Origin of the sequence: Ureaplasma canigenitalium ATCC 51252 (assembly GCF_000712165.1) — a bacterium.
Taxonomy (GTDB): Bacteria; Bacillota_I; Bacilli_A; order Mycoplasmatales; family Mycoplasmoidaceae; genus Ureaplasma; species Ureaplasma canigenitalium.
The window spans coordinates 218,458-244,740 of sequence record NZ_JONZ01000004.1; the positions used below are offsets into that span (position 1 = coordinate 218,458).

The following is a 26,283-nucleotide window of genomic DNA, read 5'->3' on the forward strand; positions in this document are numbered from 1 at the left end:
ATTTGCTAAAATAAATTAATTTTGTTTAATCAAAAACGGAGATAGAAATGCAATTAGTTGAGAAAAAAACACTTGACCATCAAATCGTGTTTAAAGTTGAAGTAGGAGAACAAGCTTGACTTGAATTTATTGATAAGGCATACGATAAAAAAGCACGTGCAGTTCAAAAGAAATTAAAATTACCAGGTTTTCGTCCAGGGAAGGTTCCGTTAGCTGAAGTTAAGAAATATGTTGACCAAAATGAAGTTATTCAACAGGCTGCTAACGATGCGATTCCTGGTGCTATTCAATTTATTGAAAGCACTGATGAATATAAGAATGACAATTCAGAAACAGTTGATACTCCAACTGTTAGCATCGCTAGTGATGAAGAAACTAAAGGTCTTGTTTTTGAAATAACATATGATCTATACCCAAAAATCATTTCAACTGAATACAAAAACCTTGATATTGAATATCGCGATATGAGTGCTAGTGATGAAGAAGTTCAAGCAGAAATTGATCATGCTCTTAAAGTCAAAACCAAACATGAAACAAAAGACGAAAACGGAGTAATTGAAAAAGGTGATGAAGTCACTTTTGACTTTGTTGGTAAATTAGATGGAAAACCTTTTGAAAACGGTTCTGCAACAAACTACATTTTAACTGTTGGTTCAAACACTTTTATCCCTGGTTTTGAGGATCAAATGGTTGGTATGAAGGTTAATGAAGAGAAGACTATTACAGTTTCTTTTCCAAAAGACTATCACGAAAAAAGTCTTGCTGGTGAAGAATCTACCTTCGACATCAAAGTTCATAAGATTGATAAAATTATTGTTCCTAAATTCGATGATGAATTTGTTAAATCCCTAAATGTCGAAAATGTATCTACTCCTACTGCTTTAAAGCAATACTTAAAAGATAAAATTCTAGAAGCTAAGATCGTTAATCAACAACAAGTTATTTGAACAGAAATGAGTAAGGATTTATTAGCTAATACAAAAACAACGCCGATTCCTAAGAATTTAATTGAAAATGAAAAGAAAGCTCTTTACGAACAAGTTCAAAAACAACTTGAGGCATATAATGTTAATTTAAAAAACTACCTTAAGATGACAAATAAGAGCGAAGAAGAGTTTGCTAAAGAACTTGACGAAAAAGCAAAAGATACAATTATACTTTCATTAATTATTGAAAAAATTGCGAAAGACAACAAACTTGAACCTACTAAGGATGAGATGGAAGCGAAAACAAAAGAGTTGGCTAAGCAATACCAAGGTGAGTATGAAGATAATGTGAAGATTCTACAATCTGAATTACACCAAGATATGATTAATGAAACAGTAATGCATGAAAAAGTTACTAAATATTTAATTGAAACTAATAAAGGAAACAAATCAGCTTCAAAACCTTCTTCTAAAAAAGCTGAAAAAGTAACAGAAACCGCTCCAGTAAAAGCTGAAAAAGTTTCTAACGATGTTCCAACAAAGAAAAAAGCACCAGCTAAAAAGAAAGCTACAACTGCTAAAAAATAACATTTAGGGCGGTTTTCCGCTCTTCTTTTTCCCCTTTTATTTAGCACTCTTTTAATTAAATTGCTAATTAAAAAGGAGTTTATGCTATAATTTTTAAATAATTAAAGGTTAGGTAAATAATGAACAAGAAACCGGTAATATTTGCGAGAGCTGCCATGATTCTCCCTTATGACGAAGAGCGGATCGAAATCGGGAGAACGAATTCACTACATGCCATTGATTTGGCTTATAACACTCTTGAAAAAGAACTTATCATCGTAACTCAAAGAGATCCTGATATTGATGAAATTGATAATATCAATCAAATTTACGAAATTGGTACACTAGTTGAAATCGTTGATCTTGAGGGATCACATAAGAATGGTTATTCATTAACTGTTAGATCTAAGGAAATAGTTAATGTTTCTTTCCCTGAACCGCTTTCTAAAGATACGATTATGTGTGAATATGAAACACGTTTTGATCTTAAAAAGGTAAGATCTGATGTTGAAAAAAAGATTGATGACATTAATCTTGAAATTCTTAACACAATCGAAAACCGGGACGACAAAAATATTAAGCTTGATTTTGATGAATTAATTGCTTTTTCTAAATACAAGAAATATGAGTTCCCGTTAAAAGCACTTTCAATTTTCCAATCCCGTGTGTTTAAGAAAGAATATGAAGTCGATAATATCGCTGATAAGTTCAAACTGATTAACCAAAAATCATTCCTTGGTTTAGCTGAAGATATTTTAATATTACTTTTTAAATCATTAATCAATCCTACCGCTTTAAATGATGATATTGAAAAGCAAATTGCTGATAAAATTAACTACAACTTGCAACGTCAACAACGTGAATATTTCCTAAGAGAAAAATTAAAAGTTGTTAAAAATGAACTTGGCAAATTCAGTGGTCGCGAAGACGATGCTGAAAAAATGCGAAAAAAAATTGAAGAAAGTGGAATGCCAAGTGATGTAAAAGAACGGGTACTGCAGGAACTTTCACGCTTTGAAAATGCAATGTCATCAAATGAATCTGGTATTATCAAAACTTACTTAGATTGAATGATTGAACTTCCTTGAAAAGAAGTAAGTACGGATAATAAAGATCTTGTATCAGTAAAGAAAACTCTTGACCGAAACCACTACGGAATTGAGAAGGTGAAAGAGCGTATTGTTGAATACCTTTCACTACGTCTAAGAAATCCACACATTAAAGGTCCAATTATTTGTCTTGTAGGTCCTCCTGGTGTTGGTAAAACCTCACTTGTTAAATCTATTGCTGAAGCTCTTGATAAAAAATTCATTAAAGTTAGTCTTGGTGGAGTCCGAGACGAAGCGGAAATTCGCGGTCACCGAAAAACTTATGTTGGTGCGATGCCCGGAAGAATTATTAAAGGGATGAAAAAAGCTGGAGTTTTAAATCCACTATTTCTTTTAGATGAAATTGATAAAATGACCGCAGACAATCGTGGTGATCCAGCTTCTGCGATGCTTGAAGTGCTTGACCCTGAACAAAACAAATTCTTTAGCGATCATTACATTGAAGAAGAATATGATCTTTCAAAAGTAATGTTTATGGCTACAGCTAACTATTACCAACAAATTCCATATGCTTTGATTGACCGGCTTGAAATTATTGAACTTTCAAGTTACACGGCTATTGAAAAACGAGAAATCGCAAAAAGCCACCTACTTGAACGAATTTACAATGATGCTCTAATTACCGAAAAAGAACTAGTTATCAATGACGATGCTCTTGACTTCATTATTGAACACTACACTAAAGAAGCTGGTGTGCGTGAACTTGAACGTCAGTTAAGTCATATTGTAAGAAAATATGTGGTTGAAAATTATAACAGTAGTGCTAAAAAAAGCAAGAAAGACAATGAACCAACAATTTTAACTAAGGAATTAATTATTAAATACCTTGGTAAAATCAAATATGACTTTACAAAGAAAGATGAAACAACAATCCCTGGAATTGTTAATGGAATGGCTTATACATCAGCTGGTGGTGATTTGTTACCAATTGAGGTTAACTATTCTACGAACGGTAAAGGTGGTAATGTGATTATTACCGGTAACCTTGAAAAAACAATGAACGAAAGTGTCAATGTTGCTCTTGGTTTTGTTAAAGCTAATGCAGCAAAATACGGAATTGATACAACTAAAATTAATTTCAAGGAAATTGACATCCATGTCCATGTACCGCAAGGAGGTATTCCAAAGGATGGACCTTCAGCTGGGATAGCAATTACGACAGCAATTATTTCAGCATTAACAAACAGACCGGTAAGTACAAACATTAGTATGACCGGAGAAATAATGCTTCGTGGTCTTGTAGGAATTATTGGTGGGGTTAAAGAAAAAGTGATTTCTGCTTACCGTGCAGGAGTGCGTGAAATCTTTATGCCAATCGATGATGAACGATTCCTAGAAGAAATCCCTGGTTACATCCTAAATGATCTAAAAATTCATCTTGTTAAACACTATGATGAAGTCTATAATAGCATCTTTAAAAAGACTATAGATTAAGATAAAGGAAGATCAAAATTGATCTTTTTTTATTTTAAACTAATAATAAAATCTCATTTTATTATTGAAATTAGTGAATGCGATGTAAAATAATAATCATTGTATTCTATCGAATAATAATCCATACAGGAATAACTTTTAGTATATGAAAAGAAAAGCAAATAAATTTTTAATTTCTCTTGTTAGTTTAATTGGTCTTTCAGCTTCAATAGCTGGAATTGCAGTTAGTTGTATTCCTTCAAAACCAAAAACTAGTGATCCAAAGAATAAAGACAAAGATTCTAGTAAAAAGGATACTATGAAGGATAAAGAAAAAGAAAAGGGAAAAGAAGAAACACCTAAAACCGAAGGTAAAGAGGGAAAACAAAACGGAAAAGTTAACCCTGACCCAAAGCAAAAGGATGAAGAAACTCCATTACCAGATCCTTTTCAAATTCCAATCATTACTTCAAAGGAATCGACACTTCAAGTTAGCAAAGTAGAAATTAATAATCAAAAGACCAACGATCTTTTTACGACTTTTAATGTTGTTTTTAACATTGAAAAGAATGCGGATGATAAAAGTAAGACCCCCTATCCACTTGCGAATAAAAGAGTTGTCATTAATCTAAAAGGTAACAAAAGAAATTATTGATCTTTTTCACTGGATCAAAATACAAACACTTTTGAAGTGCGTCTTGACGACCTTCAAAAGGATAAGCAATATACTATTGAACGAATTGTTGTAACTCCTGATAATGAAAAATTAAATTTAAGTAACATCAATGCATCATCTCTTACCTTTACATCAAAGAGCGAAGGAAAGAAAGAACCAGAAAAGAAGGATAAAGGTGAAGGTCAAAAACAGGGTCAAAAACCGGGTGGTAATTTACCTGATGGTCAAATCCCACAATTTGACATTAACGAATTTAATCGTCAAAAACGAGAACGTGAAATAAAAAACAATACTTATCCTTCGCATGCTTCCCTATTTAAGAAGGTTGATCGAACTGAAATTTATAAAGAAATTTTTGATCGTACATTTGCTCTTGACTTCGGTTCTGAACTTGGTCATAAATTAGATCATGAAAGTTCATCGAATAATTTCCTTTCAACAGTTGGTGGGACAGGTTGATTACTTGACTATCATAAATATTCTAACCATACAAATAAATACAAATTATTTATTGCAACTAATATGCATGTTATTAATATGTTTGGGAATACATTACCAAATAACATGGATCAACAATTCAATACTGTTGACCCAACCGGTAACAAGGCCGTCGCAATTGCTCTTGGTAAGGTAAAAGAAACAGTTGATTTAAACCCAAGACCAAATAATACAAGATCTAGGTATAAGGCAATCTACTATACAAATGATCAACGTCTTAGTAGTAGTGATACTGGAAACAGTAAAACCTTCCATGATACAAAACAAACAAATGCGATTAGTAAACCAAAATTAGTATTTGCTGGTTTTGACTTTATTGATCAAAAATATACTAAGAAAACTTCAGACCACCTATTAGATCTTTTAAAGAATAAGGATACTAAAGATAGTAGTGACGAAGAACGTCTTATTTATGAATATGCGAAGAAAAATGACAAACATATTCCGTCATACACTGACTTTGGTGTCATTGAAGTTGATGTTGACCTAACAAAAGCGGATGAAACGCTAAAGAAGTTTGTAATGGATGCCGTTCAAGCTGTTGACCGTTACCTTACACGATTAAAAAACACAGCAACTCTTCCAAACCAGGATAAGACTATTTCTAAATATATGCAGACAACGGACTATGTTTCAGCTAGTCGTGATAAAACTAATAAAAATAATTTATGAAGTAGTAAAGATGTTTATGTTGGGGGATATCCTCGGGTTGAAGAAGTACCATATTGGGATATTAACAATCCAACTGAACGAACTTCAACGGCAACGAGCGCTGCATTAGCTTTAAGTTATGCTGATACATTTGGACTTCCGTCAGCTGAAACAGCTGGCGAAAATGTAACAACAAATAATGTTAATCTTTACACTTCTGTGTTCGGTCGTGTCCTTGGAAGTATTTATGGTTATTCAATTCCAATTAACTTCAGTTCACTTTACTATGGTGCATCTGGTTCCGTTGTTTATAATGAATTTGGTCAAATGATTGGTGTTTATAGTAGTGTATCAAGTAATGTTGAACAAAATGACCACCTACGATATTCAGCCTTCACTCCATTCCTTCTTTCAAAACAAGTTCCAGGAGTTAGTGGAAATGAAAACCTTGAGGCTTATAACCTAATTGATGGTTCAGATAAGAATAAATATCCACATCAAACAAGAAGCTTCCGGGAAAACCTTAAAAAACTATACCCTAATGGTTTTTCTGATGAAACAGGTAAACTTGATACCGACAAAAAAACCGCACTTTTCGATAGTGGAATTTAACCTAACAAATGAAGATAAAAATAGACCCAAACAAATAGTTGGGTCTATTTTTAATTGTTAAATTAATTTGCTATTTCATATTTTCTTCAAGATAAAGAGCAACGACATCGTGACCATCATCGACAATGACATCTCCATCTTGAATTCAAGAAGCAAATGCTTTTAGATTAACTAAATATTCCTTCCCATTAGATGCAGTTAAAGTAACAGGACCACTTGATAGTTCTTCACGTGAAGTTAAGATTTTATAAAGGTGGTAGTGGTCTCCGTGGGTAATGTGAATAGGATATTTATAAAGGTTTCTTAAAATATATTTTAGTTCTTTCATAATATCTTCCTTATCTTTATATAGATATTTTAATATAAGGTTAAAGATTTAGAGTAATTTAAGAAAGAACATATTAAGATCATCGAGATATTTCATTATAGTTGAACCAACGACAAAATAACGAACACTGTCTTTAAGTAGGTTAATATAACTTTCGTTAATACCACCATCGATTTCAATCTTAAATTTAAGATCATGTTGTTCTTTATATTGATTTAGTTGCTGTAGTTTTTGCACTGAGTCACTTAAAAAGTTTTGTCCACCTTTTCCTGGAATAACACTCATTAATGTAACATAGTTGACATAAGGAAGGTAGTGAACATAGTCATTAAATTTCATATTTGGGTGAATTTGAATACCAGCTTTAATTCCGTAACTTTGAATTTTTCTGAATAAATACATATTGGTATCAAAATCATTAACTTCAAATGGAAAAGAAATTCCTTTGATGTTTTTTAGCATCAGAAACTGGTTAACTCAATTTACCGGATCGATTACCATCAGGTGGATATGAGCACGATATCCATCGTTAATAAGAGCATTTAAGATATCAATTTCGTTTGTTTTAGTTGAAACATAAATCCCGTCCATTACATCAAAATGCATCATATTAATTTGTGGATGTTGACGAACTTTGGCAATAATATCATTAATTCGCTCTGGTTTAAAGAGCAAGGTCGATGGTAATAATTTATATTTAACGATTTTTTTATTTTGATTATTAGACATAGTATTTTAAAAAACCATATAGGGAAGCATCATTTACATTAATTCTACGATCATAAACAACATTAGTATTTAATTTATTGATTTCACTTAATGCATTTATTTTTAGTACTTGATCGTTAAGAGCTAAATCAATTATTATTTTCATCATTTCGTCTTTTGAAAGTCCAAACAAGTTTTTAGCTTCATCAGTTGTAAGAAGATTATCAGTGATTTGGTCGATATGTTCTCCCGTAATTTGTGTAAGGAGCAATTGTTCGACAATGTCACTATTTCCATTTTGTTTAACAAGAGCTGAAGGGTTTGAATCGAGCTTATGGTAAACAAGTTGGTGAACAACTGGTTTGAATGCTTCATCATTAATATGGTCAATTGCTTTGTTCATTAAAGGAAGTAATTCGTTCAATGATAGTTCAATCGAATTAATTGTATTTTTATTTTCAGCCGATGATGTTGTTTCCTTTTTATTTTTAATAATAGTATCAAGTGGAATATTTACATCCTTATTAATGTTTAGGAGATGAATTTCTTCAGCTAACTTCTTAAATTGATTATAAGTTGTAAACTTACTTACAAGCATTTTCAGATTATCTTTTGAATAGTATTTAGCTAACGAACCACGTGCTTTAAAAGCAGGGTTGTTTGTAAAAACAAGTGGATCAAAAGGTGAAATCTTTTTAAAAGAATCACCAAGTTTAGCATTTAAATTATCCTTTGTAATAAGTCCAACAAAACCATTATATTCCTTACCGTCGATTGTTCTTGCTGTATTGTAGTAAGAAATGTTATTAGCAAAGCCTAGACTGTTTACAAACGATTCATTTAACTTAATTTGATCATTTTCGATATGGTAAACATCAGCACGTTTGTGATTGAATAATGATTGAGCATTAAATGAATCAAGCTGTGTTGACTTATACTTAAAATCATCATCGGTATTCGCTCCAAATGAAGGTTGAATACCTTTATTTCCAAGTGCTTTATAACCAATAAATAAATATCCATCTTCATTAATACGACGTTTTAGATAAGCCTTTAGGTTTTTAAAAGTCGGAACATTATTTTCAATAGACAGTAATCAATTAATAACACTTAATGTTTCAAGAAGGAAAGTGCTTTTTCCTTCTTCATGTTGGTAATAACTGTTTGGATCAAGAAGACCGTTATCAGTTAATTCATTATTGAAAATAAGGTTCGATGCACTATTTAATTCGTCGATCGTTTTTGACGAATTAATGTGGTAATTATTTTTACCGTTAATCGTAAAGAATAGTTTTAGATATTTATTTAAACCATCATTAAGAATATTAGCACCCTTAATTGTTGATTTAATTGAAATATCATTACCATTAAAATTATTAGCGATGTTCTTTAGAAGAATAAGGTTTTTGAGTGTACTAATGGTTTCCCGACTACCAATATTGTCATTAAAAATGGAATGAAGAAGGTAATCATCGAAGATAATTTGATCAAGTTTATTGACCTTACTTAACTTGCTTTCGACATTGGTTTTAGTTAAGAATTCGTCAATACTTGCTAATAATTTTTGATCACTTTCTTTTCGACTTTCCTTAATAAAGAGATTAATAAAAGAAGAAACAAGATTAATACCAAAAAGGTTTTGGTTGTTTGTTGTTGAAAGTAAAAGAGGACTTTGAAGACCTTTATTAAAAATCTCTTTGGTATTTAAACTTGGATTACTTACTGCATTAAATCTTCGGTAACCATTAACCAAATTTGTTTCAAGTTTTCGATAAGTATTTTCTAGATTAACAATTTCCATTTTTCTAACAAGCTCGCTTGCTTCATCGCTAATCACTTTTTCACTTTTAGCATCCTTAAAAAGGAAATTGTTGCTGTCATTTTTTTCCGCATAATATGAAGATAAAATTCTATCCATATTTTTTTCGAAATATGAACGCAGTTTTTCTTTGATGCTTACACCTTTTGGAACAACGGAACTTGACGGTTTATATGATGAAAGATAAAGAGCACCCTGATAAATAAAATAATGCTTAAGCGCTTGATAAAATTTGTCAATGTTATTTTGACTAGCAACAGTTTTTAAGTTATTAAAATCATTAATCCCAATAATACTAATTCCAGTCTTATTAATGAAGGTTAAAAGTTGATCGTTAATATAAGCAAGCGGTGAAACTGCGATGGTATTCGCAAGATCATTCTTAAAAACTGAAGCATTTTTTAAGAAAGAAGGAAAAAACAACTTCGTATATTTAGTATCTTTAAAATCATCAACAGCACTAATCATTGAGTTGACATCGGGTTTATCTTTTAAACGATAAACAAAATTGAAAAGCGGATTTTTTTCGTTTAATTGGTTTTGTTCAAGTGTTATTAAATTATCTTCATTAACCCCAAAAAGTCGCATAAATGAAAGCAAATATGAAAATTTGCTTACTTCATATTCATCGTTTTTGTTTAATAATTCAGTCAAGTTAATAACTTCGTTTACACTCTTTTCGCCTTGGTTGTACTTTTGGTCAATATTATTGAAGTTTTTTAAATCAAGATATTGTTTTTGATTAATTAACTTAGCAACTTCTTCGTATTTATAACTTGTTTTTGAAATATTGTTTTGGTGTGCTTCAAAATAAGGAAATTGATCATTACCAGTTTCTGGTATTGATTTAAAGTACTCTTTATCATAAATTTCTTGCGATTTTGTTTTATCAAAAGGAAAATCAATATGACTGAAGCTAATCGGTAGATTATATTTGACATAATCGTTGATAAGGAAATCAAGAAGGTCAGCATAACCTTTTTTATCGTCATCGATTGCTTTGATTTGAACTTTGAAATCACCTTGCTTGAAAATTTCATTGTAATTACCAAGGAGAACTTCGGCTTCACTATCAGTTGCAAGAATATCACCGTTTGAAGTTTTAATGGAAATCAGGTTTTCGTATTGGTCAAAAAATTCATTAGTGAACATTTTATATGCTTCATCAACCGATGATGAGTATTTTCAAAGTTTTTGACTCCCGCCACGAGCATTTAAAAATTGATTTTGAAAGGCAATTTCAGCATCATTAGGATAGAAACGTTTGAAGTTACCCTTGACTTCATCATATTGACTATCAAGTTGCTTTTCATAGTTCAGAACAGATTGCTTAATTCGAGCATTATTATTATTTTTTGCTCAATGGTAAACGACTTGTTTCGCAATACCTTTATTTAAACTAGCATACCCTTTATTACTAAACAACATTTGTTTAAGAGCATCTCTTGTGCTGAAGAAATTACTTACCTGTTTGCCATCACCAGCATCAACGAGTGCTTTGTAAATATTAGATGTTCGTTCTGTTGGACGACAACTAACTGCGATAGTAGCGATTGCTGATAGGATAATTGATGAAGATGCGAGAGTAATAAAAAGCTTCTTTTTCAACATGTTTAACCTTTCATTGTGAATTAATTAATAAAATTAATTTAATTTTTTATTATACAATATATAAAACTAGCAAAATAATCTAATTTTTTGGGGAATGTTGTGAATAGCATAAAAATAAAAGATTTAACTGTCGAAATCGAGGGGAAAGAAATTCTGAAAGATTTCAATTTTGAAATCAAAAAAGGTGACATCGTAATGATTGTCGGGCCTAACGGACACGGGAAATCAACTTTGTTTAAAACGATTATGAAGCACTTTAGTACAGAAGTGACAAAAGGGGATATTTTGATTGATGATGATTCTATTTTGTCACTTGAAACTGACGAGGTCGCAAGAAAAGGTGTATTCCTAGCTAACCAGCATCCGATTGAAATTCACGGTCTAAATATGATTGATTACATGCGCACCATTCTTGGTTCAAGAATGAATAAAACGGTCGATGTTTTTAGTTTGTATCAAGAGCTAAGTAAATATATGAAAAAACTAAATCTTTCTTCTGTTTTGCTTGAGAGATCATTGAACGACGGATTCTCAGGTGGTGAACGAAAGAAAAGTGAGATACTTCAAATGCTAATGATCAACCCTGAATTTATTCTCCTTGATGAGATTGATTCAGGTCTTGATATTGATGCTCTTAATGCGATTGCTAATGTTTTGAATGAAATTAAAAAGGAAAAAGCTATTGCTTATATTTCACATAACAATAACCTTTTCAACCAATTATTACCAAATCGGGTGGTTCTAGTCATTAATGGACGAAATATTCTTGAAGGTGATATTGAACTTGCGAAGCGGATTCAAGATGAAGGTTATCAATGAGTTGAACGGGAGTATGGCATTGTCATTAATAATGTGAATGATGATCGTTTAATTTTTGAAAAAGGAATTTCAAGTTGTGCAGTTAATAGCAAAAAATAAGAATTCATTTCTTTATCAAATTAAAAATGAACAAAAGATTTTGTTTTCAATTGAAAAAAACGAAACACAGGAATCTTATTTTTTAATCCACTTTGACAATGAAAATGTTGACCTTGAAATTGATTTTCAAATTAAAGAAGGAGCAAGTGCTCTTGTTCAAATCCTTATTCTTAATTTCGATGACCATAAAAAAAGTATCACGACCCATTTGCATTTAAATGGGAGTGATGGAAAAATCATTAATAATGTTCAGGTGATTGGATTTAATGATTCATTAACGAATATTGAATTAAATGCTTACATCCCAAAAAAATCACATAATAATGAGGCTTATCAGAATATCTATGCTAATTTGTTTGATCGAGCAAAAGCTGTCGGGAAACCTAATTTAATTATTGATTCAAATGAAGTTAAAGCTGGTCACTCGTTACAGGTTGGTGCTATTTCAAGGGAAATTATTTTTTATTTGCTTAGTCGTGGTCTTTCCAAAAATGAGGCCGTTAAACTTATTCTTTACAGCTATTTCAGGGAAATATTTAATCATTTTGATGATGAAATTGAGAACCGCTACCAACCTGTTATTGATCAAGTATTTAGAAGAATCGGATAGGTTATTATGCTTGATATAAAAAAACAGTTTCCTTGATTTAAAAATAATGAAAATTACCTTTACCTTGATAGTGCAGCGACTACTTTAAAACCACAATGTGTGATTGATTCAATCACTGAATATTACACTAAATATAGTTGTAATCCACACAACAATGATTCAGGATTTACCCAAGCTTTAAATGACCTTGTTTATGAAGCAAGAAAGGTTGTTGCAAAATTAGTTAAATCAGAGACACCAGAACAAATAATTTTCACTTCTGGAGCAACAGAATCGCTAAATACAGTTGCGAATGGTTTAAAGGAATACCTAAAAAAAGATGATGAAGTAGTAATAACTTATGCAGAACACGCTAGCAATCTTCTACCTTGGATTAATCTTAAAAAGGAGATTGGAATTAAACTTGTATATGCTAACAAAAAAAGTCATTTTCCGACTGAAGACGACATTATTAATGCGGTAAATGAGAAAACGAAAATAGTTACCTTCGCAAACGGTGGTAACCTAATTGGTCATATGCTTGATGACCAATATATTGCTAACCAAGTCAAGTATAAAAATAAGGATGTGATCGTCGTTGTTGATGCTACCCAAAGTGTTCAACACCGTCAAAATAATGCAGGTAATCCTAATATTGATTTTCTCTGTTTCTCGGCCCATAAACTTTGCGGTCCAACTGGTATTGGAGCACTTTATATGAAAGAAAAGTGACTACCATTATTAAAACCACTTAAGTTTGGTGGTGGAATGAATGTGGTTATTCAAGAAGACGATTACATTCTTTATACCGATTATATGAGATATGAAGGTGGAACACCGCATGTCGCTGGAATTATTGGGTTTAAAAAGTGTGTTGAATTTATTCTTGATATCGGATATGAAAATATTCATCTACACGAACTAGAACTTGTTTCTTATGCTCGAAAAAAACTTAAGGAAAATCCAAATATTTCTGTTTATGTTCAAAACGAAGAATCACCAACCATCACTTTTAATTATGGTGGAGTATTCTGTCAGGATTTCGCTCATTATCTTGGTCAACATAAAGTAATTGTCAGATCGGGACTTAGTTGTGCGAAATTAATGGATAATATTATTGAAACAACTTGTGCCGTTCGAGCGAGTTTCTATATTTATAATACAAAGGATGATGTTGATCGTTTAATAAATTTAATCAATCAATTTAAACGGGGAGATGAGTTAGATGGAATCATTTAATATTGATGAAAAATTAATGCTCCGCACGATTATTATGGAACATTATGATCGTCCAAATTTCAAACGAAAAAAGGAAGATATTCTAGAAACAGACGGTTACATTATTAAAAATAATAGAACAGCAAGCTGTATTGATAATGTGACAGTTTATTTAAAGACGAAAGATGGAATCATTGTTGATGCTTTCTTCACTGGTGAAGGATGTGCCATTGCGACAGCAAGCACAGATATTATGATTGGTTACATCTTAAATCAATCATTAGAAACCGCTCTAGATTTATTTGAAACTTATTCAATAATGATTAGTGGTGGAGAAATAGATAAGTCTAAGTTAAGGGATCTTTATGCTTTTTTCAATGTTAAAAACCACGGTAATCGACTTAAATGTGGTCTTATTGGTCCAAGAACCATTAAGGAGTGTTTATTAAATGACTAACGACGATAATGGTTTTAAAATCATCGAATATGAATATGGTTTTAGTGATGATGTAAAAAGTTTATACGAGACAAAAAAGGGCCTTGATGAACAGGTTATTAACCAAATTTCAAAGTATAAAAAAGAACCAAAGTGGTTACTTGACTATCGTCTTGAAGCATACCGCACCTTTAAGAATCTTCCACTTCCTTCTTTTGGTCCGTCGTTATCTGAAATTAATTTTGATGATTACATTTATTTTGTATCTGTCACAGATAGCAAGAAAAAAAAGTGAGACGATGTTCCAGAGAAAATCAAAAAAACCTTTGAACTATTAAACATCCCGCAATCAGAAGCGATGTATTTAAATGGTGTTAACACCCAGTATGATTCAGAAATTATTTACAGTTCAATCATTAAAGAACTTGAAGAACAAGGAGTCATATTCTGTGATCCAGAAACAGCTTCGGTTAAATATCCAGAATTATTCCGTAAATACTTCGGAACACTTGTTCCTTTAAATGACAATAAATTTGCTGCATTAAATGCAGCAGTTTGGTCTGGTGGAACTTTCATATATGTTCCGAAAAATACTGTCATCAAAAAACCACTTCAAAGTTACTTCCGAATTAATTCGCAAAGTCTAGGACAGTTCGAAAGAACCTTGATAATTGTTGATGAAGGGTCTAGTCTTCACTATGTCGAAGGATGCACGGCTCCTATTTATAAAAAGGATAATCTCCATGCGGCCACTGTTGAAATTTTTGTTGAGAAGAATGCGACTTGCCGTTATACAACAATTCAAAATTGGTCTGACAATGTACTTAATTTAGTTACCAAAAGAGCTATTGTCAAACGGGGAGGAAAAATGCATTGAATCGATGGTAACATTGGTTCAAGAATCAATATGAAGTATCCCTGCAGTATTCTTGCTGAAGAATATGCTAGTTCTGAATGTATTTCAATTGCGGTTGCAAAAAGTGGAGTTACACAAGACGCTGGAGCAAAGATGATTCATCTTGCACCCAATACTAAATCGCAAATTATTTCAAAAGCTGTTGGTTATGGTACTGGTGATAGTCGTTATCGGGGTCTTGTTAAAATTGCTGAAAATGCGACGAATTCAATTAGCAAGGTCGAGTGTGATACCTTACTCCTAAACGATACCGCAAGAAGTGATACATATCCTACGGAACTAGTACTTAACTCATCTTCTTCAATTAGTCATGAAGCAACAATTACAAAAATCAGTGCGGAACAACTTTTTTATTTGATGTCGCGAGGAATCTCAAAAGAAGAGGCCGAACAACTTATTGTTTTTGGTTTTCTAAAAGAATTTGCCGACGAACTACCGATGGAGTATGCCGCTGAACTTAACCGACTTCTTAAACTTGATATGACTAATTCAATTGGTTAAAAAAATATAAATTGATAAAATAAAAAAAAGTAAAAAAGGATAAAGTATGGCCAAAAAACTTGAACGAATCGTACCAAGAGAAGAAGATTTTGCCGCTTGGTATACATCAATTGTTAGCAATGCTAAATTGTGCATGTATTCAAATATTAAAGGGATGATGTATTATCTCCCGAATGCATGATCAATTTGAGAAAGTATTAGAAGAGTAATTGATGAGATGTTTGCAACGGTTGGAGTTAAAAACCTTGCCCTTCCAACCTTAATCCCCCTTGCTGATTTCAAGAAGGAGAAGGATCACATTGAAGGTTTTATGCCTGAGTTATTTACTATTAATCAAATTGGCCAAAGGAAACTTGATTTACCATATTGTCTTCGTCCAACAAGTGAGATTCTTTTTTGCGACTATTTTAAAAATATCGTTTCATCCTACAATGACCTTCCAGTTATTAATAATCAATGGTGTAGTGTATTTCGTGCAGAAAAAACTACCAAACCTTTTCTTCGTAACTCAGAGTTTCATTGACAAGAACTTCATGCGATTTTTAATCAACAAAATGAAGCACTTAAATACACTATAACTATTCTTGATATATATCAAAAATTTTTTGAAGATTATCTTCTCATCCCTGTTATCAAAGGAGTTAAAACTCCTTGGGAGCGTTTCGCTGGTGCTGTTGAAACATACACCCTTGAAGCTTTAATGCAGGACGGTCAGGCTCTTCAAAGTGCGACAAGTCACTACCTTGGTACATTCTTTAGTAAAGCTTATGATATTAAGTTTCAAACACGTGAAAATACTTTTGACTATGTCCACCAGATGTCTGCAGGTTTATCAACAAGAATCATCGGTGCTCTCATCATGGTCCATGCTGATGATAAAGGACTTGTTCTTCCTCCGAAAATTGCTCCTGTCCAAATTGCTATTTTAACTATTTTCCCAAACAAGAACAGTGACTTAATTGATGCCGCGAAAAAAATTGGTATGTTACTTAACAGTTACCGTGTTTCATACGATCATTCTGATAAAGGGATAGGTTATAAACTTTCAGAGCAAGAAATCAATGGAACTCCAATTTCGATTGTGATTGGAAAGAATGAGATTTTAAATAACAAGGTATTGCTTGTTCGACGAGACACAGGGTTAAAAAAAGAGGTCACAATCGACCAACTTGAAAAAGAAATTGAACTAACATTCCTTTCGATTTCCCAAAACATTTATGAAAAAGCAAAGAAACACCAGACTGCTTCCATTGTTCATGTTAATTCTCTTGATGAAATGAAGGAAGCCATCCAGAACAAAAAGATGGCCGCTTGTTTTTTTGATGGTACGGAACTTGATGATAAGAGAATTAAGGAATATACAAATGCTTCTTCAAGATGTATTTTTGATACATCTAAGACAGGTAAATGTATCGTAACAGGTAAGGAAACGAATAAGTATACACTATTTGCTAGAGCATATTAAGTTAGTCATCATTAAATAACTTATAATATACAATGTAATAACTATGCAATAATTAAAATTAGGGTAATATCAATGAGTAAAATGCTAAAAAAAGAAGACGATTATAGTTTTAAAGAAAACGAAGAACACCTTGATAGTTTGTATGATGAAATAAAAGAGACTAAACTCGTTAAGGTTAAGTGTAAACATTGTGGAGAAATGAAGTATGTTCCTTTAATTAAGACCATTAAAAGATTAAAGGAAAAATATGCAGAAAACCAAAATATGTGTATTCACTCTCCTTCCAATGTTGATGATGATTTAATGACTAATAAAGTTAGTGAAACCGAAGATGATAAAAATTACAATCGCAATCACCAAGTTAGTTTTTTACCTATTCACAATGAATCAGATAATCCATATCATGATCAAAATGAAAATGATACTCATTTAACTCAATTTAATCATAGCGAAGAAAAAACAACAACGGACGATGGGGAAACAGATATCGATAATCTTCATCAAAATTATGCTAACGATGAAAGTGTTTTTATTAACGAAACTAATGATTGCTTAATTAGCAACCATCTTGAAAATAGTGAATGTAAGATGACGGACGAAGAACATTCAAGTGTGCTAGAAGAACAATCGACCGAAGAACAAATGCTTTTAGAACCATCAATGATGGCTACTGAAGATACGATGGAAGATCAATCAATGATGGATACTGAAGAACCGATACAATATGACGAACCAGTGTTTTTTGAAGAACCAATGATGACAGAAGAACAACCATCTATGAACGATACATCATTGGTTGAAACAAAGGAAGAACACTCATCTCACACCGATTCTTCAATGGTGTCTTTTGACCAAGAAGGTAAGACTGATTCGTTAATTATTAATGAAAATAACGATTGTCTAATCGATCAATTATACGAGACTTTTGATTTTAAAACACAAATGATTAAAGCACGTCAGGATGAACACCATTTTAATGACCATCTTGATCTTGATAGTATTGAACGCGACCGAAAACACCAAGAAGAATCAAAGTTTGCTTACATTAATCTTTCAGGTATTATGAGTTCAGTTGAAGAACGAAGACACAAACATTTTCACCATTTAGATCAAGTAAAAAACTTTCCTTATACAAAGAATTTCAAACGCGATTCAGCACACGAATTTGTTTCATCAAATAACTACAATTCGTTTAAACACATTATTGATAATTTCCCTTGTGAAGATGATTTCTGTGGAGTTCACCACCGACGACTATCTTGTAATAACAAACGGCGTCGTGGCTACCAACCAACACTTAATTTAAAACAACAATATTTTATTGTTGAATCAAAAAAACAATAAAGAATCATAGTTACTCATCTAGGATTAGTTTCAAACTAATCCTTTTTTATTTCTAAATTTTTCATTTCGTAGCGAATATATAGACGAGGTGGAAATATGAGAAATTATATACTTTTAAAAATTATTTATTCAATGAACGGTTTCCTGGTTGGTGAAAATAACTTTATTGGGTATTCATTCAAAACTCCAAAAGATTACCAGCTTGAAGTTAATAAAGTTATCCGGGTGTATGTAACAGATCTTTATACAAATCAAAACAATAAAGGATGAATGACTGTTGATTCATTTGCTTTTAAGTCACTCAATGAACGCAATCTTTTTAATGACTTAATTAGTATTTCAGGAATCGGAGTAAGAACTGCCCTTGGGATACTTAATCACGATTACGATATGATTGTTAATTTAATTGGAAAAAATGATGTTGATGCTCTTTCTGAACTGAAACATTTAAATAAAAAGACAGCACATTTAATTACTTCCAATCTTTGTTCGAAATATATTGAACGGGTTGTTGACACTGAAGGGGTGTATTCAGAGGTCATTACCGGTCTAAAGAACCTCGGTTACAATAAACGTGATATCGACTATGCAGTAAGAAAACTAATGGGTGATAACCTGGGTTTAGGAACTGATTTAACTGATTTAATGACCGCGGCCATTAAAAGTATTTCATTAAGAGAAGAAGTGTAATTTATGGTTAATTTAAGACCAAATTACCTTCGTGAATTCATTGGTAAAGATGCTCTACGACAAAATATCTTTGTTTTCCTTGATGCAGCAAAAAGAAGAAATACATGCATTGACCACATCTTATTTCACGGCCTTGCTGGTGTTGGAAAAACTTCACTTGCGATGATTATTGCAAACGAAATGAATACAAAAATCCATATCGCACAAGGAAATAATCTTACAAAACCGATAGATATCATCAACCTTCTTTCTTTAATTAATGAAAATGATGTAGTGTTTATTGATGAAATTCATGCAGCACACCCTTCGGTTCTTGAAACCCTATATTCGATTATGGAAGACTTTGTTATCGACATTAGCATTGGCAAAGATTTTAATCGAAAACAGACAAGAGTACCTGTTCCTAAGTTTAGTTTAATAGCAGCAACAACGATGTCCGGACGGATGCCTAAGCCACTTGAAGAACGTTTTGGTTTCGTGTTTTATATTAATGAATATACAAACAAGGAAATCGAAGAAATTCTTAAAGTTAATATGAAGAAACTTGACTTTTACCTAACGGATAGTGATGTTGAACTAATTGCTTCACACACCAAAGGAATACCACGAATTGCTAATCGGTTATTGAAACGAGTTGTTGACTTTAAACTTGTTGATGAATTCTTGGATATTAATGAAATATTCCGTAAAATTAAAATCTTCGATGGCGGCCTTGAAGAATATGATGTGAAATATCTTGAAATGCTTTTTTATGCTGAAAACGAAGTGGGTATTAAATCAATAGCCCAATCGGTCAACATTGATCAATATACCGTTGAAATGAAGATTGAACCATATCTACTTAAGAAACACTTTATCCTTAAAACACCAAGGGGTAGAAGGATTACATCTAAGGGTATTGAATATTTAAAGAATAATAATTTAATCAAATAACGAGATTGAATTATTTTTTTCTTTCTTAACCAGCTTATGAAAACCAAGACCAATAGCTCTTACTGTTTCGTAATTAAAAGTATTGTAAAAAAGGTCAAGCACATAGGAAATTAATTCATCTTTTTTTGAGCAAAAATAAGGAAGATTAATTTGCTTAATCTTTGATTTAAAATCAAAATATTTATAACTAATGGAAATCACTTTTGTCTCCATTTGTTCTTCGTCTAATTTTAAGATTAATTCATTAGCAAGTTTGATAATCGTTGCTCTTAAATACTGGTAGTCTTGTGTGTCATATGGAAGAGTAGTTGAACGACTGAGTGATTTATAGACATCCCTTTTTACATTAAATACAGATCGGTATTGCGGTTGATAAAAAGACGAAATAATGGTGTCATAATTAGCACCAAGAATATGTTTTACTTGATCAATATTATTTGGTTGATAAAGGTCTTTAATATAAACAATTCCGACTTCTTTTAACTTCTGTTCGGTATTCTTTCCAATATACGGGATTTTACCGACAGGTAGGGGGAATATCACTTTTTCAAACTCTTCATCTTTAATGATGGTAATACCTTTTGGTTTATTAAATGATGTTGCCATTTTTGCAATTTGGTTATTACTACCTATACCGATTGATACATCAAGTTGGACTTCCTTTTTGATTGCTGCTTGTAGTTTATATGCGAGAAACAAAGGGTTATTGTGGTAGTTTTTTATTTCATTAGTAAAATCAACAAAAACCTCATCAATTGAATAAACACTGATGTTTGGTGAAAATCTTTTAATCACACTAACGAAGTGTGCTGATAATTCATTAATGTGGTTGAAATTTGAAGGTAAGATAACCAACGAAGGACAAAGCTGTCGTGCGATATGGTTCTGCATAGCAGCTCGCACTCCGTATTTTCGTGCTAAATAGTTAGCACTAGCTATAATTGATGTTCTAGAATTTAGAGAACCGACAGCAACTGGTTTGTCACTAAACTCAGGATGAAGTAGAGTAGCTGCTGATGCGAAAAAAGCATCGATGTCAATATGAAAAATTACTCTTTTATTTTTGATTTGCATATTTTACTTCAATCATATATTCGATGTTTTGCTTTTTTTCATCAAAGACACTAGTTTCGACAATCTTTGAAATCAAGTAACCATTTTGATTAATTACTTGGTAGACAAGATTAATCGCTTCTTTTCTTCTTGCTTCATTTCTAATAATTCCTTTATATGTTGAAGCAATCTCCTTACCTAATTCGAATTGGGGTTTAATTAGAAGATACATTGTAGTGTTTTGATTTGCGATGCTAGATATGTTCTTAAAAACACCTGAAAGCGAAATGAAAGAAAGGTCCGCTACAATTACATCAATATTTTCATTGAACATCTCCCTTCTTAGATTTTTCACATTAGTGTTGTCATAAATAACCACACGGGGATCTTTTTTTAGTTTGGGGTCAAGCAAATCTGAACCAACATCAACAGAATAGACTTTAATAGCACCATTTTGGAGACAAAAATCAGTAAAACCACCAGTGGATGCACCGATATCAACAACGACTTTATTAGTGAAATTATATCCGGTTTCATCGATGATCTTTTTTAGTTTATATCCCCCTTTTGAAACATAAAGAAACGAAGGTTTAAGAAGAATTAGAGAGTCGACATCGATTAATAACGATGGTTTACTTACTTTTTCATTATGATGATAAACATAACCACGTTTAATGTAGTCAATTGCTTTTGAACGAGTTAAATTAAATTTTTCAACGATTAGATGATCAATTCTTTTCTTCATAAATATTAATAAAAACGCTTGATAAGAAAACCGACTAGGATAGCAAAGGAAATTAGACCGACAAAACACGAAAGGGTAAAGAAATACCAAAGACGTGCTGGTGAGATAATATATTTATTAAATAATAAGTCAAAATGAAATTGATCGTAATCGATTTCACTACTATCTTTATTAACAAGAACAGACATGTCTTCTATTTCATCTTGATTGATTTCTTTTTCAACAATTTTTTTAAAATGTTCAAAATCATATGCGAAATCGCACTCTTCTGTTTCGTTTATTTGATCATTCTTAATGATTTCACCGGTTTCTTCTGCTAAAAAAATCTGCAATTCTTTTTTTACTTCAAGGATTAAGTTCTCTTTTTTTGTTTTAGTCTTAAAAGGTCATAAGTAGCAAAAAAACCATGATTGTCGTATTTTCTTAAATCATGGTTGTTCTCTGTTCTTGTTGAAAAATGATATTAGGTGGACAGAATTATTAGAAATCCGCTTCGTCTTCTTCACTTGTTTCCTTATCCATTTCGGCTTTATGTTCTTCTTTAAAAGTGGCGGGTAGACTAAAGTCAGTCACTGTAACTGGTGGATAAACATTATCTTGTGGGTTTTTGAAGATGATTGAATCGACCCCAAAAACATCTAACAATATTTGCTTGTCAATAACTTCTTTTACCTTACCGTAACGCATCAACTGACCTTTTTTCATAATCATAACTTTATGAGCATATTTTAGACCATTATTAATGTCATGGATAACAATAATAATTGTTTTCTTCATTTTATGGTGAAGTTTATGAAGTAGTTCAATAATTTCAAGTTGACTACGGATATCAAGGTGGTTCGTTGGTTCGTCAAGAACTATTGTTTCAGTATCTTGTGCGAGAGAAAGAGCAATTAATGCTTTTTGTCTTTGACCACCAGAAAGATCTTCAAGATTATAATCACGTAGGTCATAGATTCCGACATGTTTAAGAGCAGTTTCAATGATGTATTTTTCTCGTTCGTGGTTAGTGTTAATCCCTAGAGCATTACTTGAAGGGAAACGTCCCATTTTAACGAAATCATAAACTGATGTAGCTTCTGGGAAGTTAGCAAGTTGTGGTACATAAGCAAGGTCAAGAGCAAGCTCTTTAGATTTATAAGCACCCACCTTTTTATAATTATCCATGTGCCACTTTAAGGTTTCAATTACTTTTTTACGATCCTTAGTGAAGGCATTTGCGATTCGGTGACCGATTCATTGGAATCAAAGTGTAGGTAGAAGGGGACGTGAAATTAACTTGCCTTTGTATTTAACAATCCCGCTAATAGGATTGTGAATACGACAAAGAGTTTTAATCAATGTTGACTTACCACAACCATTTGGGCCAAGAACAACAACAAAGTCGTTTCGGTGAATCTTCGCAGAAAGTCCATCGATGATTACTTTCTTACCATAACCAACAGAGATGTTATCAAGTTCAAAAACAACCTCGTCCGATTCGTGTCCTTCCATCGACTCGTCTTCCTCATATTCCATGATTTCTTTTAGGTCGACAAGGTGTTTTTCGCTTTTTGGATCAATGTGCATCTTTTGCTCCATTTCCTTTAGATTAGGATGGTGGTGGAAGTGGTGATCTGCATTTGATCCTTTATCATCCATTGGTTTTCCTGTTTGTTCTTTATCTTGCATAGATTTTTCCATTCTATATATTGCTACTATATTAAAGCTAATAACATATTCTTTATTTTATAACAATAATAATTTATAGCAGCAAAACACATACCAAGAAATTAAAAAAATAACTTTAACTTGTAAATACAACTAAAAAATAATTGGAACATTTAACATAAAAAATAGCTTTAAAATTCGAATTTTGAAGAATTTTTGGCAGTTTTTAACATTTTTCCTGGTTAAAAATTAAAAAAATAAATTTTGTTGATTTTTTCATATTTTTACTTGACATATAAACAATTTTTTAAACATACAATAAGGGTGCATTAGCAATGTTAATAATACAAGAGGTGTTTATGAACTTATCACTTAGAGAAATTCAAAAACTAATGATTACGGTAGCTGCTGACCTTGCTCGTCGAAGAATGGCAAGAGGTCTTAAACTAAACTATAGTGAAGCTGTTGCTTTAATTACAGACCATGTTGCTGAAGGAGCAAGAGACGGTAAACTAGTTGCTGACTTAATGCAATCAGCACGTGAAGTTTTACGAATTGACCAAGTAATGGAAGGTGTTGACACAATGATTGGGATTATCCAAGTCGAAGTAACTTTCCCTGATGGGACAAAACTTGTGTCTATCCACGACCCAATTTACAAATAATCAATATATCAATAATAAATAAAGGAGAAATTATGTCAGGTGGAGGAAATATTTACACTCCTGGTAAATTAATTCCAGGATGTCTTAAATTTGATGATAGTGAAATCGTTATGAATGAAGGTCGTAAGGAAATTATCATTACTGTTAAGAACACAGGTGACAGACCGATTCAAGTTGGTTCGCACTTTCATTTATACGAAACAAACACAGCTCTAATCTTTTACGATGAAAACGGCAAGGAAGATAAAGATCGTAAGATAGTTTATGGTCGTCGTTTTGATATTTCATCTGGTACTGCGATTCGTTTTGAACCAGGGGACAAGAAAGAAGTTCCTGTAATCGATATGGCAGGTACTCGTGAAGTTTGAGGAGTTAACGGAAAAGTTAACGGAAAACTTGACAAATAATTAAAAAAGAGAGGAGAAATATATGTTTAAAATTTCGAGAAAAAACTATTCAGACCTTTATGGTATCACAACTGGTGATAGTGTTCGACTTGGTGATACAAATATCTGAATTAAGGTAGAAAAAGACTACACTCAATATGGTGAAGAAACTGTATTCGGTGGTGGTAAAACAGCTCGTGAAGGTATGGGTATGAATGCTACTTTCACTCGTGATGAAAAATTTAAAAAAGCTGAAGTAATGGACCTTGTAATTACTAATGCTTTAATTCTTGACTACACTGGAATTTACAAAGCAGACATCGGAATTCGTGATGGATACATTGCAGCTATTGGTAAATCAGGTAACCCACACTTAACTGATAACATCGATATGATTGTAGGTATCTCAACAGAAATTAGTGCTGGTGAAGGTAAAATTTATACTGCAGGTGGAATTGACACTCACGTTCACTGACTTGAACCTGAAATTTCAAGAGTTGCTCTTGATGGTGGGATTACTACAGTTATTGCTGGTGGTACAGGTATGAATGACGGTACAAAAGCAACTACTGTTTCACCAGGTAAATTCTGAATCCGTGATAACCTACAAGCAGCTGATGGTATTCCAATCAACTGTGGTTTCCTAGGTAAGGGTCAAGGTACTGAAGCTCCAATTCTTGAACAAATTGCTGCAGGTGCTTGTGGTCTTAAGATCCACGAAGACTGAGGGGCAACTGGACATGCGATTGATGTATCACTTACTGTTGCTGACAAGACTGATGTCTGTGTTTCTATCCACACCGATACATTAAACGAAGCTGGTTTCGTTGAACACACAATTGCTGCAATGAAGGGTCGTGTTATTCACGCTTACCATACGGAAGGTGCTGGTGGTGGACACGCTCCAGACATTCTTGAATCTGTTAAGTATGAACACATTGTTCCAGCTTCAACAAACCCAACAATGCCATATACTGTAAACACAATTGCTGAACACCTTGATATGCTTATGGTATGTCACCACCTTAACCCTAAGGTTCCAGAAGACGTTGCCTTTGCGGACAGTCGTATTCGTGCTCAAACTATTGAAGCGGAAGACCTTCTACATGATATGGGTGCTATCTCAGTTATGTCATCAGATACACTTGCAATGGGACGTATTGGAGAAGTTGTAACTCGTACTTGACAAACAGCAAGTAAGATGAAACAACAATTCGGACCACTTAAAGGTGATAAAGAATTATTCGATGACAACATGCGTGCTCGTCGTTATGTAGCGAAGTATACAATTAACCCAGCAATTGCTCATGGTGTTGCTGACTACATCGGATCACTTGAAGTCGGAAAACTTGCTGACATCGTATGTTGAGAACCTAAATTCTTCGGTGCTAAACCTTTCTATGTATGTAAGATGGGTGTTATCGTTCGTTGTATCGCTGGTGACCCAAATGCTTCAATTCCAACATGTGAACCAGTAATTATGCGTGACCAATTCGCATGCTATGGTGGATCATTGACAAACAACTCAGTATCATTTGTTTCTAAACTAGGTATTGAAAACGGAATTAAAGAAGAATACGGATTGAAGAAGAGACTTCTTCCTGTTCGTAACTGTCGAAACATTAGTAAGAAATCACTTAAGTGAAACGGTACTACACCAAACCTTGAAGTTGACCCTCAAACATTCGATGCATGTGTTGACTATGCTGACCTTGAAGGTTGACTTGAAATTTCAGCTGAAGAGCTTGCAAAACGATTTAAAAAGAATGCTAAAAACAAATATATTCTATCTTGCGAACCTTTAACTGAAGCTCCACTAGCTCAAAGATACTTCCTATATTAAAACTGTCTTTTTT

The 26,283-nt window shown here is 32.6% G+C and carries 22 protein-coding genes; 15 read left to right on the forward strand and 7 right to left on the reverse strand.

Translation table 4 applies throughout. From position 1 onward, the window contains the following. Positions 1 to 47 precede the first annotated feature (47 nt). The 3 genes from tig to T416_RS03635 all read left to right on the forward strand — a co-directional run bounded on the left by tig (position 48) and on the right by T416_RS03635 (position 6,452). Entirely contained in the window at positions 48 to 1,514 is a 1,467-nt protein-coding gene (gene tig / locus T416_RS0100935; protein ID WP_051675868.1) for a trigger factor, read from the forward strand. Positions 1,515 to 1,633: 119 nt separating this feature from the next. Continuing rightward, positions 1,634 to 4,036 (forward strand): endopeptidase La, encoded by a 2,403-nt coding sequence (gene lon, locus T416_RS0100940; RefSeq protein ID WP_031488970.1) that lies wholly within the window; start codon positions 1,634 to 1,636, stop codon positions 4,034 to 4,036. 145 nt (positions 4,037 to 4,181) lie between these two features. Then, on the forward strand, positions 4,182 to 6,452 hold the full coding sequence (locus T416_RS03635; protein ID WP_051675870.1) for an MIP family Ig-specific serine endopeptidase: 2,271 nt from the start codon (positions 4,182 to 4,184) through the stop codon (positions 6,450 to 6,452). Between the two features lie 70 nt (positions 6,453 to 6,522). Here the strand turns inward: T416_RS03635 and T416_RS0100950 are convergent, their stop codons facing one another. The 3 genes from T416_RS0100950 to T416_RS0100960 are packed head-to-tail and all read right to left on the reverse strand — an operon-like array spanning position 6,523 to position 10,918. After that, positions 6,523 to 6,780 (reverse strand): hypothetical protein, encoded by a 258-nt coding sequence (locus T416_RS0100950; protein ID WP_031488972.1) that lies wholly within the window; start codon positions 6,778 to 6,780, stop codon positions 6,523 to 6,525. Positions 6,781 to 6,828: 48 nt separating this feature from the next. Next, positions 6,829 to 7,509, reverse strand: coding sequence for a beta/alpha barrel domain-containing protein (locus tag T416_RS0100955; RefSeq protein WP_051675872.1), 681 nt, complete (start codon positions 7,507 to 7,509; stop codon positions 6,829 to 6,831). Continuing rightward, complete coding sequence (locus T416_RS0100960; protein WP_031488974.1) at positions 7,502 to 10,918, reverse strand: DUF3713 domain-containing protein; 3,417 nt, start codon at positions 10,916 to 10,918, stop codon at positions 7,502 to 7,504. The genes T416_RS0100955 and T416_RS0100960 overlap by 8 nt, the downstream gene beginning before the upstream one ends. 99 nt (positions 10,919 to 11,017) lie before the next feature. Here T416_RS0100960 and sufC point away from each other — a divergent pair, with 99 nt between their 5' ends. From sufC to ruvB, 9 genes are all read left to right on the forward strand, one after another. Further along, positions 11,018 to 11,836 carry a Fe-S cluster assembly ATPase SufC gene (gene sufC, locus T416_RS0100970; protein WP_051675874.1) on the forward strand — a complete coding sequence of 273 codons (819 nt, stop codon included), beginning with the start codon at positions 11,018 to 11,020 and terminating at the stop codon, positions 11,834 to 11,836. Further along, on the forward strand, positions 11,814 to 12,446 hold the full coding sequence (locus T416_RS0100975; RefSeq protein WP_031488976.1) for a SufD family Fe-S cluster assembly protein: 633 nt from the start codon (positions 11,814 to 11,816) through the stop codon (positions 12,444 to 12,446). The genes sufC and T416_RS0100975 overlap by 23 nt, the downstream gene beginning before the upstream one ends. A 6-nt stretch (positions 12,447 to 12,452) precedes the next feature. Continuing rightward, positions 12,453 to 13,664 carry a cysteine desulfurase gene (locus tag T416_RS0100980; protein ID WP_031488977.1) on the forward strand — a complete coding sequence of 404 codons (1,212 nt, stop codon included), beginning with the start codon at positions 12,453 to 12,455 and terminating at the stop codon, positions 13,662 to 13,664. Further along, entirely contained in the window at positions 13,651 to 14,100 is a 450-nt protein-coding gene (gene sufU / locus T416_RS0100985; RefSeq protein WP_031488978.1) for a Fe-S cluster assembly sulfur transfer protein SufU, read from the forward strand. Before T416_RS0100980 ends, sufU begins: the two co-directional genes overlap by 14 nt. Continuing rightward, positions 14,093 to 15,496, forward strand: coding sequence for a Fe-S cluster assembly protein SufB (gene sufB, locus T416_RS0100990; RefSeq protein WP_031488979.1), 1,404 nt, complete (start codon positions 14,093 to 14,095; stop codon positions 15,494 to 15,496). Before sufU ends, sufB begins: the two co-directional genes overlap by 8 nt. A 46-nt stretch (positions 15,497 to 15,542) precedes the next feature. Beyond that, positions 15,543 to 16,961: a proline--tRNA ligase gene (gene proS / locus T416_RS0100995; protein WP_031488980.1), complete on the forward strand. Its 1,419-nt coding sequence runs from the start codon at positions 15,543 to 15,545 to the stop codon at positions 16,959 to 16,961. A 72-nt stretch (positions 16,962 to 17,033) separates the two neighbouring features. Next, positions 17,034 to 18,305, forward strand: coding sequence for a hypothetical protein (locus T416_RS0101000; protein ID WP_031488981.1), 1,272 nt, complete (start codon positions 17,034 to 17,036; stop codon positions 18,303 to 18,305). A 96-nt stretch (positions 18,306 to 18,401) separates the two neighbouring features. Then, entirely contained in the window at positions 18,402 to 18,995 is a 594-nt protein-coding gene (gene ruvA / locus T416_RS0101005; protein ID WP_031488982.1) for a Holliday junction branch migration protein RuvA, read from the forward strand. A 3-nt stretch (positions 18,996 to 18,998) separates the two neighbouring features. Next, positions 18,999 to 19,928, forward strand: a complete 930-nt coding sequence (ruvB, locus tag T416_RS0101010) for a Holliday junction branch migration DNA helicase RuvB (RefSeq protein WP_031488983.1) — start codon at positions 18,999 to 19,001, stop codon at positions 19,926 to 19,928. On the opposite strand, the gene T416_RS0101015 is transcribed toward ruvB, so the two are convergent. From T416_RS0101015 to T416_RS0101030, 4 genes are read right to left on the reverse strand one after another with little or no spacing between them, the layout of a single operon-like run. Then, positions 19,917 to 21,002 (reverse strand): Y-family DNA polymerase, encoded by a 1,086-nt coding sequence (locus T416_RS0101015; RefSeq protein ID WP_031488984.1) that lies wholly within the window; start codon positions 21,000 to 21,002, stop codon positions 19,917 to 19,919. The two genes, ruvB and T416_RS0101015, sit on opposite strands and share 12 nt — an antisense overlap. Beyond that, complete coding sequence (locus T416_RS0101020) at positions 20,986 to 21,726, reverse strand: TlyA family RNA methyltransferase (RefSeq protein WP_031488985.1); 741 nt, start codon at positions 21,724 to 21,726, stop codon at positions 20,986 to 20,988. Before T416_RS0101020 ends, T416_RS0101015 begins: the two co-directional genes overlap by 17 nt. A gap of 5 nt (positions 21,727 to 21,731) precedes the next feature. Beyond that, entirely contained in the window at positions 21,732 to 22,232 is a 501-nt protein-coding gene (locus T416_RS0101025) for a hypothetical protein (protein WP_031488986.1), read from the reverse strand. Then, on the reverse strand, positions 22,207 to 23,397 hold the full coding sequence (locus tag T416_RS0101030) for an ABC transporter ATP-binding protein (RefSeq protein WP_245600629.1): 1,191 nt from the start codon (positions 23,395 to 23,397) through the stop codon (positions 22,207 to 22,209). The genes T416_RS0101025 and T416_RS0101030 overlap by 26 nt, the downstream gene beginning before the upstream one ends. A gap of 338 nt (positions 23,398 to 23,735) precedes the next feature. On the opposite strand from T416_RS0101030, the gene T416_RS0101035 reads away from it, so the two are divergent. The 3 genes from T416_RS0101035 to ureC are packed head-to-tail and all read left to right on the forward strand — an operon-like array spanning position 23,736 to position 26,270. Then, positions 23,736 to 24,041 carry an urease subunit gamma gene (locus T416_RS0101035; protein ID WP_031488988.1) on the forward strand — a complete coding sequence of 102 codons (306 nt, stop codon included), beginning with the start codon at positions 23,736 to 23,738 and terminating at the stop codon, positions 24,039 to 24,041. A gap of 32 nt (positions 24,042 to 24,073) precedes the next feature. Then, entirely contained in the window at positions 24,074 to 24,448 is a 375-nt protein-coding gene (gene ureB, locus T416_RS0101040; RefSeq protein WP_031488989.1) for an urease subunit beta, read from the forward strand. A gap of 22 nt (positions 24,449 to 24,470) precedes the next feature. Then, a complete protein-coding gene (ureC, locus tag T416_RS0101045) occupies positions 24,471 to 26,270 on the forward strand; it encodes an urease subunit alpha (protein WP_031488990.1) in 1,800 nt (599 codons plus the stop codon). Positions 26,271 to 26,283: the final 13 nt, after the last annotated feature.